Annotated in this window: 10 protein-coding genes and 1 pseudogene; 5 read left to right on the forward strand and 6 right to left on the reverse strand. The window is 52.6% G+C overall.

Translation table 11 applies throughout. The features are described 5' to 3' along the window. Positions 1 to 76 precede the first annotated feature (76 nt). Positions 77 to 973: an EamA family transporter gene (locus tag AC1RJ3_RS25385; RefSeq protein WP_427543702.1), complete on the reverse strand. Its 897-nt coding sequence runs from the start codon at positions 971 to 973 to the stop codon at positions 77 to 79. Beyond that, a complete protein-coding gene (locus AC1RJ3_RS25390; RefSeq protein ID WP_493081230.1) occupies positions 970 to 2,253 on the reverse strand; it encodes an MFS transporter in 1,284 nt (427 codons plus the stop codon). Before AC1RJ3_RS25390 ends, AC1RJ3_RS25385 begins: the two co-directional genes overlap by 4 nt. A 137-nt stretch (positions 2,254 to 2,390) precedes the next feature. Between AC1RJ3_RS25390 and AC1RJ3_RS25395 the strand changes: the two genes are divergently transcribed. The 3 genes from AC1RJ3_RS25395 to AC1RJ3_RS25405 all read left to right on the forward strand — a co-directional run bounded on the left by AC1RJ3_RS25395 (position 2,391) and on the right by AC1RJ3_RS25405 (position 5,224). Beyond that, a complete protein-coding gene (locus tag AC1RJ3_RS25395) occupies positions 2,391 to 2,849 on the forward strand; it encodes a winged helix-turn-helix transcriptional regulator (RefSeq protein WP_054598387.1) in 459 nt (152 codons plus the stop codon). A 182-nt stretch (positions 2,850 to 3,031) separates the two neighbouring features. Further along, entirely contained in the window at positions 3,032 to 4,738 is a 1,707-nt protein-coding gene (locus tag AC1RJ3_RS25400; protein WP_493081176.1) for an amidase, read from the forward strand. A gap of 93 nt (positions 4,739 to 4,831) precedes the next feature. Then, entirely contained in the window at positions 4,832 to 5,224 is a 393-nt protein-coding gene (locus AC1RJ3_RS25405) for a VOC family protein (RefSeq protein WP_493081178.1), read from the forward strand. 34 nt (positions 5,225 to 5,258) lie between these two features. Here the strand turns inward: AC1RJ3_RS25405 and AC1RJ3_RS25410 are convergent, their stop codons facing one another. After that, positions 5,259 to 5,681: an HD domain-containing protein gene (locus AC1RJ3_RS25410; RefSeq protein WP_493081180.1), complete on the reverse strand. Its 423-nt coding sequence runs from the start codon at positions 5,679 to 5,681 to the stop codon at positions 5,259 to 5,261. A gap of 598 nt (positions 5,682 to 6,279) precedes the next feature. Between AC1RJ3_RS25410 and AC1RJ3_RS25415 the strand changes: the two genes are divergently transcribed. Together AC1RJ3_RS25415 and AC1RJ3_RS25420 are read left to right on the forward strand one after the other, a co-directional pair. After that, a complete protein-coding gene (locus tag AC1RJ3_RS25415; protein ID WP_493081182.1) occupies positions 6,280 to 6,573 on the forward strand; it encodes a fructose-bisphosphate aldolase in 294 nt (97 codons plus the stop codon). Positions 6,574 to 6,902: 329 nt separating this feature from the next. Further along, a complete protein-coding gene (locus AC1RJ3_RS25420; RefSeq protein WP_493081184.1) occupies positions 6,903 to 8,717 on the forward strand; it encodes an ATP-dependent nuclease in 1,815 nt (604 codons plus the stop codon). A gap of 275 nt (positions 8,718 to 8,992) precedes the next feature. On the opposite strand, the gene AC1RJ3_RS25425 is transcribed toward AC1RJ3_RS25420, so the two are convergent. The 3 genes and pseudogenes from AC1RJ3_RS25425 to AC1RJ3_RS25435 form a co-directional block, all read right to left on the reverse strand. Next, positions 8,993 to 10,207: a hypothetical protein gene (locus AC1RJ3_RS25425; RefSeq protein ID WP_493081186.1), complete on the reverse strand. Its 1,215-nt coding sequence runs from the start codon at positions 10,205 to 10,207 to the stop codon at positions 8,993 to 8,995. A gap of 422 nt (positions 10,208 to 10,629) precedes the next feature. Then, positions 10,630 to 11,403 (reverse strand): hypothetical protein, encoded by a 774-nt coding sequence (locus AC1RJ3_RS25430; RefSeq protein ID WP_493081188.1) that lies wholly within the window; start codon positions 11,401 to 11,403, stop codon positions 10,630 to 10,632. 216 nt (positions 11,404 to 11,619) lie between these two features. After that, positions 11,620 to 12,110: pseudogene (locus tag AC1RJ3_RS25435) on the reverse strand (cupin domain-containing protein). Positions 12,111 to 12,248: the final 138 nt, after the last annotated feature.

The raw sequence follows: 12,248 nt of genomic DNA on the forward strand, positions 1-12,248 counted from the left end.
GCACTTCAACTTCGTTTGACCAGGTCGAGTTCGTCGACGAAGACGTAGTCGTCGAGGCTTTCGCGAAGCAGTTACATCACGATGGGCATCGGTCAGAACGCTTGAGCACCGCACTGAGGACGCGCTGTCCGTATAAGCCGACGCCAAGACCCGACACGATGAGAACGACTGCAACGATTTTGTTGACTGACAGGCTCTCATTGAAAATTGTGACTGAACCGAGCAGTCCGAATACCGGCACCAATAACGACAATGGCGCGACTGTAGACACGGGATATCGTTTCAGAAGTGAATTCCACACCCAGTAGCCGAATAGTGTATTGGGGTAGACCTGGAACAGGATCGACAGGACGGCGCGGTAGTCGAGTTGATTCACCAATGCGCTGTAACCCGTTGAGCCGTTGACAGCGTAATCCAGCGCGAAAAGAGGGATGGGCGAAAACGCGCTGGACCACACCAGAAAAGCGAAGACCTGGGTGGTCTTCGCTTTTTTGTTGATCACGTTGGCGACACTCCAGGCGACCGCTCCCAGCAGCACCAACAGCAGCCCGGCCGTCGTGACTGTCCCATCAACAATCGAGATGATGCTCAACAAGCCACAGCAGGCGATACCTATACCCGCCAGTTGGTAACGGGAAATCGCTTCCTTGAATATCCATGAACCCAACAGGAGGGTGAAAAACGCGCTGAACTGAAGCACCAGCGAAGCGATGCCTGCTGAAAGACCAGACTGGATGCCAAGGTTAACGACGCCCCAAAGTCCGATACCGAAGACCAGACCGTAACCCATGATGTAGCGCCACTGCACATCAGGTTTCGGAATGAAAAAGATCGCTGGAAGTGCGCAAAGCGTGAAGCGAATGCCAGCAAGGATCAGCGGGTCAACGGTGGTGAGGCCCAGTTTGATAACCGAGAAGTTCACGCCCCATATGGCAGTAATCGAAATGGCGAGTAGCAGGTGCCTGGCTTTCATGCTGATCGTCCTTGATGGGTCGTTGAAGAATTAAACGTGAGAATCCACAGCAGCAAGGCAGCAGCGCTGATCAAGGCGCCCAGCAGGCTTACTGCCCTCCAGCCCCAGAGCGCATAAACCTGGGTCGCGGCTACGGCTCCCAGCGCGCTACCGACCGAGTAGAAGCACATGTATGCGCCGACCATGCGACTGTGGGCGTCGGGTCGTGCAGCAAAAATGAGGCTCTGGTTGGTGACGTGTACCGCTTGCACCGCGAAGTCGAGCAGGACTACGCCGCAGACCAGCGCGATCAGGGACGTCTCGGCAAACGTGATGGGTAACCAGGACAGCGTCAGGAGCCCCAGCGAAATGCCGGTCACTCGTTGCCCCAGGCCTTGATCGGCCCAGCGACCGGCTCTACTGGCAGCAAGGGCACCGGCGACGCCGGCCAAGCCAAACAGGCCGATGGCAGTGTGTGAAAGCGACAGCGGCGGAGCGCTCAACGGCAGCACCATGGATGTCCACAGCACGGAAAAAGCGGCAAAGATCAGTAAGGCCAGAAGGCCCCTGGCGCGTAAAGTGCGTTCGGTCATGAACAGTTTGAAGAGTGAACTTATGAGCGCCAGGTAGGAGTCTTGGTGCCTTGGCGGCGCCGTGACAGGAACCACTTTCCACAGCACCGCCGCGATGGTCAGCATCAATCCTGAAGACACGAAGTAAACGGCGCGCCAGCCGGCGATGTCCGCAATCAGGCCAGAGGTAAACCGCGCCAGAAGAATGCCCAGGACAATTCCACTGGTTACCGTCCCCACTGCCTGCCCGCGTTGTGATGGCGTTGCCAACACGGCGGCGTATGCCACCAGTACTTGAACAACCACTGCCAGTAAGCCCATCACGATCATGGCGCCCAACAGGGCCAGCCATTGCTGTGCTGCGCCGACCGCCGCGAGTGCAACCGCAGACAGCAGGACCTGAGTCAGAATCAACCGCTTTCGGTTGACCCTGTCGCCCAGTGGGACGATGAACAGCAACCCCAACGCGTAACCCACCTGAGTGGCCGTCACCACGACCCCGATCAATCCTGAGGTGACGCCCAGGCTCTCAGCCATTGAGGCGAGCAAAGGTTGGGCGAAGTAAACGTTGGCGACTGCAAGTGCGCAGGTGACGGAAAACAATAAGGTGAGCGACGGGGAAAGCCCTGGAGACCGGTCGGTCCTGGTGCGTTCTCCGGTATCCGAATGCAGTAATCCCGAAGGCTGTCTGGAGAACCGTTTGGTGGCTGAGTCGGCATCTGCTGTCATGTACACCTCCATGGCGTTAAACTGGTTTCAATTCAGAACTAGATTCCATTGTTGCTGTATCAGGTTTTAAATTGCAACCACATTGCGCCAGGCTGGTGGACAGGCTTGGCCACTCCACATTCCGCAAGGTCAAAAAAATGCTCGAAGATGCCTCACCACACAGCAGCGAATGCCCGGTCGCAAGAACACTGGAGGCCATCGGGGATCGTTGGTCGCTCATGATCATCCGCGACGCGTTTGACGACATTCGCCGATTCAGCGAATTTCAAAAGAGCTTGGGCGTGGCCAAGAATATTCTCGCATCGCGACTGAAGACGCTGGTTGAGGTCGGGGTTTTCGACGTTCGACCGGCGTCAGATGGCAGCGCCTACAAGGAGTACGTCCTTACGGAAAAAGGACGGGAGATCTTCCCAGTTGTGGTCAGCATGAGGCAGTGGGGCGAACGTTTCCTGTTCAAGCCGCAGGAGACGCGTTCTGTGCTGATCGACAACGAGTCCGGCGAGCCTCTGATGCCGATTGAAGTTCGCTCATCACGCGGTCAAAAACTTGGACCGTCTGACTGCCACAGAGTGAGATTTGTTGGCGGCGAGTCGTGAATCGACAGCAGACTTGCCTCGCCCCGGAATCTCCTGACTGACTGGCCTTACACGGTGTTGCGGTTTTTTTTCTGCTCTTTTTTGCCGGGCGTTTAATAGAATGCTCAGATTGAACGCCAAGACACTGTCGCGTACTACAGTGCCACGAGAAACCCTATGAACACCCATTTTGAGAGAGCAGCATGATCGAGGTCACCGAGGTTCCCATTGCCCAACTGCGGGCGGCGCTCGAATCGGGCCAGACCACGGCGGTTGAACTGGTGCAGGCCTACCTCGCCCGAATCGATGCCTACGACGGCCCCGACACGCCCACCGCCCTTAACGCGGTGGTGGTGCGCAACCCCGAGGCGCTGAACGAGGCGCGGGCATCCGACGCCCGCCGCGCCAAAGGCGAAACACTGGGCCCGCTCGATGGCATTCCCTACACGGCCAAGGACAGTTATCTGGTGAAGGGGCTGACCGCCGCTTCCGGAAGCCCGGCCTTCGCCAACCTGATTGCCTATCGCGATGCGTTCACCATCGAACGGTTGCGCGCCGCCGGCGCCATCTGCCTGGGCAAGACCAACATGCCGCCCATGGCCAACGGCGGCATGCAGCGCGGGGTCTATGGCCGGGCAGAAAGCCCGTACAACGCTGACTACCTCACCGCCCCCTTCGCCTCCGGCTCATCGAACGGTGCCGGTACCGCCACCGCCGCCAGCTTCGCAGCCTTCGGCCTCGCGGAAGAAACCTGGTCGAGCGGACGCGGCCCCGCCTCGAACAATGGCCTGTGCGCCTACACGCCGTCACGCGGGGTGATCTCGGTGCGCGGTAACTGGCCGTTGACGCCGACCATGGACGTGGTCGTGCCGTTTGCCAGAACCATGGCCGACCTGCTCGAAGTGCTCGACGTGGTCGTGGCCGAAGACCCCGACACACGCGGCGACCTGTGGCGGATGCAACCCTGGGTGCCGATCCCGAGCGTCACCTCGGTGCGCCCCGCCTCCTACGTGGCGCTTGCCGCCAATCCCGATGCCCTCGCCGGAAAACGCTTCGGCATTCCGCGGATGTACATCAACGCCGATCCCGAAGCCGGCACCTCTGAAACGCCGGGAATCGGTGGCCCGACCGGGCAACGAATCAACACCCGCGCCTCGGTGATCGGGCTCTGGGAACAGGCTCGCCAGGCACTCGAAGCCGCTGGTGCCGAAGTGATCGACGTCGACTTCCCACTGGTCTCCAATTGCGAAGGCGATCGCCCCGGCGCGCCGACCGTGTTCAATCGCGGCATCGTCTCCAAAGAGTTCCTCCACCATGAACTGTGGGACCTGACCGCGTGGGCGTTCGATGACTTCCTGCAGGCCAACGGCGATCCGACATTGAATCGCCTGGTCGACGTCAACGGACCGCTGATCTTCCCCCACGACCCCGGCACCCTGCCCAACCGCGAAGGCGACCTCGCCGCCGGCATGGACGAATACGTGCGAATGGCCGAGCGCGGCCTGACGCCGTGGGACCAGATCACCACCGTACCCGACGGCCTGCGAGGCCTTGAACAGACCCGTAAAATCGACCTCGAAGACTGGATGGACAAACTCGGCCTCGATGCCGTGCTGTTCCCGACCGTCGCCGACGTCGGCCCGGCGAATGCCGATGTCGACCCGACGTCGGCGGACATCGCCTGGAGCAACGGCATCTGGGTCGCCAACGGCAACCTCGCCATCCGCCACCTCGGCGTGCCCACGGTCACCGTACCGATGGGCGTCATGCCGGACATCGGCATGCCGGTCGGGCTGACCTTTGCCGGTCGTGCGTATGACGATTCGACGTTGCTGCGGTTGGCTTCGGCGTTCGAGGCGACGGGGACGAAGCGGCTGATTCCGCCAAGGACTCCGGTGTTGCGCAAGTAAATGGCTATGTAGTGGAATGACAGGCGGATGCGATGTTGCGTCCGCCTTCTGCTGGATTTGCCACCCCAATGTCACAACAAGGAATGTTTGCACATGAAATTCGGCTACATGATCATCTACGTCCCGGACGTTGCAGCCTCACTCCAGTTCTTCTCATCCGCCTTCGGGATTGCCACCCGCTTCCTCCACGAATCCGCTACCTACGGCGAACTCGAAACCGGCGAAACCACCCTGGCATTCGCCGCCGACGAACTCGCGGCGATGAACTTCAGCACCGGCCACCTCTCGGCCCACGCCTCCCCCAAACCACTGGGCATCGAAGTCGGCCTGGTGACCGACGACGTCCCCGCCGCCCATGCCAAAGCACTACACGCCGGCGCCACTGAAATAGCCGCCCCACTCATCAAACCCTGGGGGCAAACCGTCTCCTACGTTCGCTGCCCGGACGGGACATTGGTGGAGCTTTGCACGCCTGTGCGGGTGTGAGCGATAGCTGAGGCGTAAGTACCGAGTTGGCTCGCTACGAACGCAGTCTGCCAATCGCCCGCCGATACTTTTCAATTCGCTCCAGATCTTCCCAAGACGGCTGTGCGATTCGGGACACGTCGCTGTTCTCTTCAAGGTCAGCCAGCTTGACCACACGGCCTATCGGGTTCTGCGCCGCTCGTTCGACGAACAGCTCGTAGGACTCTCCCGGCAGCTTGGTGACAGACTCAATGGCCGCCAGCACCGTTTCACTGAAGCCTTCTTTACGCAGATCATCAAGGCTGATGCCAGAGTCCTCAACCACGTCATGCAGAACCGCCACGATCCGCTCTTCCAGGGTGCTGACCTTCAGCATCACTTTCAGCGGGTGCAGGATGTACGGCGAACCGCCCTTGTCGACCTGCCCTTCGTGAGCGGCAGCAGCAATGGCGATGGCACGTTCCAGTGTTTGAGTCATCTCGATTTTCCTTGGCCTCAAAGCCGTAGCGGTTACTCACATTGATGCCGAGCTTGAGCCAACCCGCGACGGACTTCCACTCCCCCACGCTCGGCGCTGCCGAAGGCTCGGGCCGCGTTCGGACGATCTTTTGATTTTCAGCTCCGAAACTCTCGTAGGAATCCACCCACCGTGGCGAGGGAGCTTGCTCCCGCTGGGCTGCGAAGCAGCCCCAAGCCCTACCTCCCAATTTCCTCAGACACTCCGCAACGCCCGGGTTACGGCAAATACGCCGCCGAACATGGACAAACCACATCGCCACAATGGCCGCGCAGCGTCCTACACCTCGGTTGCAGTCACCAAAATCGCCACCTAAAGTTGATCTGTCGCAGACATTCGTTGGCGATAGGGTTTCGCAGCCCTTAAGATTGACACCTTGCTCCGTCAGGCTCGGCCGGTTCCCGGCTGCGTATCGTTTTATGGCGGTTGTGCGTGGGAGACCTTCGGGTCTGCCGGGTCATGGTGTTAATCCTCCGGTCTGCGAACCCGCGTACAGCTGCCACCCAATTTGTTTCGCAGCAGACAAGGTGGCAATTCTTCTTTTGTGAGGATTAACACCATGACGACTCAACACCCGCCCCACCGCTTCACCCCCATGTCCCAATTCGCCACCGACAGCCCAGTCCTGCACATCGACAGCGACGTCCCGCTACGCGAACTCCACAACTGCGTCAGCGAACGCCTCAACGCCGTCCTCAAATACCTGAACCTGATGGCCTGTACCAGCCTCCCCGACTACGCCGAGAACGACATCAACACCGTCACCAATATTGCTCGGATTATGGTCCAGGATGTTGCTGATGTGTTTGGGGTGATTGAGCAGCGTGGGTTTGATATGCCCAAGGGGCAGTGACCTGCATTTAGTCGCAAAAAAACCGCATTGCTGCGGTTTTTTAATGATCTCTGTTCAGGCTTTTTTCAAAAAAGTGATGGAAGCTCACAGTACTGCCCCATTCCCTATGTTTTATGAAATCCATAAAAATGCACTCATGAACTCGTAACCATTTGGTAATTATCAATAAATTCCAATTCAGCAATAGGTCAATTTCAGTTCATTCGTGGTTTCCCCGCGGCAATACGATTCTCGATGAAGCACGGTCTGTCCGCTCTCAGTTGCGCTTTCCGGAAAACTTTGAGATAAGCGATAGTGGCACATAGCCTCAATCACACGGAGCGTTAAACATGAAAATCAGGAAGTTAATAATAAAAAATTTTCGCGGCATCGGATATGCAGAGATAGATATTGAAGACTTCACCAGCTTCATCGGCCCAAACAATATCGGAAAGTCTACTATTCTTCACGCGCTAAACATACTTCTTGACAACAAAAAGCCTACTGTCGATGACTGGCCAAACAAAACCCCATCCCCAGAAACCATGGAGATAATCTGCGAATTCAGGGATCTTGAAGAGTGGGAAAAGAAGAAGCCGGCAATTTCGAGACTACTGAGTCAAGACAACCTTATCATCAAGCTAAGCGCCAGTTGGAACGACGGATTAGATACACTATCCTCTGACTATAGCGTTTTCTGTACTGTTGACGAATTACCTTGGAGCAATATTTCTGAAGCCAGGAAAAACCCTGAGTCTAAGGAGTGTATCGATTTACTTGGTATAACCAACGCTGAAGACTTTAAAAGTCGACAAGCAGAACTCGAAGCAATGTTTAAAGATAAATACCCTAAATCAGTGACCACAAGTACAGACTGGCACATTAAAAAATTCCCAAATTCACTTCAACAAGCGGTTCCTCATGTTATGTACGTTCCGGCGTGTTTCAAGATTGAGGATGATATGAAGTCCACCGCAAACACTCCATTTTCCTTTTTATTTTCAAACAAACTATTCCCTATTGTAAAGGACGATACCTCTTACAAGGAGTACATAAAAAAGGCCGACTTCCTTCAGAAAAAGCTAAAAGGACAGGCTGAAGATGGCACAGTTATCGACGGACTTAGTCAAGCATTAGAACAAGTGAGCTCTACACTCAATCAAGTATTGGACTTTGACTCAAAAGTACGACTGGCAATAGGTGAAATAGATATCGAACCGCTATTCATGAAAGCAGCCACATTCCTTATTGATGAAGAGTTTGAATCAAGCTTACAGTATCAAGGAAGTGGGGTTCAAAGAGCATTAGCGTTTGCTATGTTAGAAAGCAACGCGGGCCATGCCGCGATGGTGGAAGGTGGTGAACGCTCCGTAGTAGTATTATATGAGGAGCCAGAGCTATATATACACCCTCATCTAATGAGGAGATTAAAATCCGCATTGGTTAACAAAACTGAATCACCAAAATGGCAGGTAATTTGCTCTACACATTCACCATTTCTAATTTCTCTTGCTGACAAACCAGAATCGTTGAAACTGGTAAGAAAAAATGCTGAAAATCAGAGAATCATTCACCAGTTAGCGTCAAATATTTTCGAAAAAGGTGGCGACTATGACGAACGCTCTCTTCTAAGAGCCACTCTTGATTTCCATCCTACAGTATGTGAAAGCTTATTCGCCAAAAGGGTAGTGTTAGTCGAGGGTGATACAGAGGTAGCAGTATTTTCTATGGCAAGAGAGCTGATCGAAAAGTTTAACCTTGACCCACACCTGACAAAAGACACCACTGTAATTTCGGCGGGCGGTAAATGGACTATCCCAGCAATAGGGAAAGTTCTTAATACCTTGGGAATAGACTATCGTGTGATTCATGATGAAGACAGACATGAGTTGACTGATGCGGAGCTGGATGAAAAACCAGCGATCCACCCATTCAAAGCCAATGCAAAAATTGCCAGTATTGCAAATGCCAATAATACCTTTGTAGTGTCGGATACATTTGAACATGTTTTATGGGACTCTGCCGCCCAGGAAATATCCAGCTCCAAAGATAAGCCATATAATTCTTGGAAAAGAGTGCGGGATTATTTAGATGGGAATACTAAATTGACTGCTGCAAGCGAAGGTAGGCTAAAAGAAATTCTTGAATTTGCCTTCTGTACTTGAGCCGATTCACTTGGCAGGATTGGCAGACTTCTTACCGCCAATCCTGCCAAGACTTCAGAGTCACTTGGCTGTTAATTCTTAAATAAAAAACCAAGACAATCCAAAAACCATAAATGAAGAGGACAGATTTATCTTTGATCTAAATCCGTGCGGTTATCACGACCCCGGCCAAAGCACCAAACAAATCTACCCCTTTTTTGGTCTACAGCAGTGAAATAAGAAGCGCTGCGGCTATTCATCCAACTGTTGTCTGATGCATCACATAAACAATGATATTAATTCCCATCTTCCTCTCCGCGGAACTGTCTGAAAAAACTCTCAGCCGAAGCTGATCTGCTTGGCGGGGTATCTTTCGGAACGAAAAATTCATCAACATGCTCGCTGAAGTATGACGCTAAACTAGTCTGCCCCTGGTTGCGTAATCCCTCAACGAATCGCTGAGGATCCCAACATATTTTGCGAAGGACATGTGTTGGATCGATGTAGGTCTCAATGTTGGCCTTGGCTGCTCTGATGCTCAAAAAATAGTCTTCTGGAAAATAGATGTGGCTGGAACACTCAAATATCGCAGATATAGCATGCCACTCCAAGTTATCAATAATTTCAACAGGGGCACCAAGCTTAACCTTTAGCATACGCTCTACGATATTGTGCGGGAGTTCATCCAGAGCCAGTTCAACACCTATTAATACGGACAAGCAATGAGTGTTTTTTATTTTGTCAATTGCCTTCGTAAACTCCCTACCAGATATGTCTTTTTTAACGAGCCACTCCTTCTTTATATCTAAAAAACTTTCTTTATCCTCCTGCCCCCATCCAGTATAAGGAGGTAAGGCTTGAGCCAATTCGAATAACTCTTGCCGGTTGAATTTATCCGTAAATGTGCCAGTCGCATATTCGGGAGATAGGACATCATGCACGAAGGTGGAGAGTTCATCCATTGCGTCACGCATTTCATTCCAGCGCGCCTTAACATTGCTCAAATCGATAAAATGTTGGCCAGGCAAATGAGCTTTTTTCTCATTATCCTGCGCATACCTAAAGGTCTGCCCTGTCTCATCTATGGAGTCATAGTCTGCGATGAACTCATGCAATCTTTCAACATAGCCTAAGAGCCTGTTATCAGTAGCGTTGCTTAGACCAATCAAAATCTCGTACAAACACTTAAGATTATGCGTATTTGCATTATTATCTACCTGAATATTTCTAAGCTTTGCGACCCTGGAAATGTGCATTTTTAGGTGCAATTCAATGTGGTGCCTTGCACAAAATAGTATTGGATAGATCAACGTATCCTTCAAAACATTAATAGTCCTCCCGGTATCGGGATCCTCTAAGTAGTCATGCGCAAGCGATAGCGTTAGTAAAAGATCTACGGAAGTAGCAAACCCCCACTCATAAGCGAAATCTTTGTCTCCATAGGTATCCTCTCCAACCAATGCATTATGATTGTAATTTTCGCTTGGACCGAATGTTTTGTTGTCTTTCACGCGCCTTCCTTGATTAAAAATTTATGGACTTTAGTATAGCGCCGAAAAAACATCGCGCTACGATACATACCGAGGGAACGCCCCCAGGCGACCAGTTAAACTCGCCCCTTGCTCCAATTCACTTAACAGTTAACTGTGAGAACTGACCAACAAAGTGGACAAATTTATTCCTATGATTTATTTAAATAAATTCATCTATTTTTTACAACCCACACAACACTTTGGAAATTACAAACGACATATTGAAGCACGCAAGGTTATGGAATACTCGACTCGGAGATGACCGGAATTTATTTAGCTTACTGTGGATCTACCTCATCAGTAAGAAACAAAGGAGATACCCATTAACCTTGAGTTTGGACTAGCTAATGGACACCCCCTTTTGCACTTTCAAATCTCGACGAATTTGAATGCCTTAGCTACTATTCAGTTTGATTTTCGGAACCACTTGTGTGTCTTTTAGTCGCGGCCTCAAACATTTCACGAATTTCGGCGAGATCAGCTTTGTGTTTTTGCATCTCTTTGAGTCGCCTATTTCTTTCTTCTTCCGCCACCAGCTTAAACAATTCGTCGAGGAGCGCTTCCGGTAACGGATAACAGACATCTTCATGAGCGCTACGAATCAATAGCTTCGCTTCACGGGAGGTGACTGAATTTAGTTCATCAAAAAAGCTCTCGTTTAATCCGGCTTTTCCATCGTTTGATGTAATTCCTCGACCTGAGAGTTCATCAACCACTGGATTTACTAGCGCTCGTGCGAGCAAAACAAAGTCCTTCTGGCTGAGTTCGACGAGATTCAGGACGTCTCCTCTCTCAAGCTTTTTTGGTAGAGCTACGGGTTTCGGAAACCAAGTTGACAAATCTATCGAGCGAGACCGACCGTCGTACTCCAGTTCAGCGCTTAGAACGGTCACCGGCACCAAGCCTTCGGAGAGAACTCGTACCGACCAGAATTTATTTCGGTGCTCTTGGTATATCTTCGTCCTTGGCCTCTCTTTTTCCGCCTGCTTAGAGGATTGCGAAAGCGCAACCCAAACTGCCGCCAAGGTTCCAGCAGCAGCCAGCCAATCACCTACGCTTCCCCAATTTGGCACAAAATGCATGGTCGATTGAGGGTTCAGATTTATTCCAGCTGTGAGCCCTAACAACGCGCTAATCAAGCACGCAATGCAAGCTCCGACTGCCATCCACTTCATAATGCCTCCCTGAGTAAGGAAGCGTTATATCAAACAGTAGTGTCGGAGTGCCATACTCATATTTCACGACGCGCAGTTCCCGCATTGCACAAAAAGGGTGACAGATCCTTTTTTTACACCGTGGTTTCCAGACAACTAGGGAGCAGCAACCAAATTTCATGCGCCCCCCCCCCCCGCATAGCTACGGTTTTCTTTGACCTGCTTTCACTCTCTCAATCAGAAGTTAGCGGGGGTGTTGGCACTAATAATCTCCGCCTCATCCGCCCCATTATTCCGAAACCGATGCGGCAGCGTCGTCAGAAAGTAATTCCCATCCCCGGCATTCAGCACACCACGGTCAACTCAACCGTCCCACGCGTCACCAGCCCACACTCCTCCCCTTCCGTGTGCACAATCAGCTCTTCGACAGAGTTGGCACCCGGTGCGTATTGCTCGCGCAACAGCCACATCTGCCGACTCGGCACCGAAGCGCCAATCAGCAACAACCGCAGCCCATGACGCCCGAGATCCGGATCTTCATAGGCGCGGAACACGTATTGGTGCTCGCGGCGCGGTTGATCAAAGGTAAAAAAGTCCGCCAAAGACACAGAAATGCCTTCAAGCAGTTTCTTCAGGGAACCAACGAAAGGACTGACCCGATTCTGCTCGATCAGGGAGGTGGTGGCATCGATAACGCCGCTACACCGGGTCAGAATGACGACCAGCATTCACAGCCAAACGGTCTAAGCTCATCCGATCGGACCTTATCGTGCTTCAGACGGCTCGCCATTTCGGGCGTAGCGGTTTGCGGGGGATGGGGCATGTCAATTATGTACATCACGTTGCGCAGTCAACGCTCACCGCCA

This window comes from Pseudomonas sp. GW822-FHT04C11 (genome assembly GCF_058800905.1).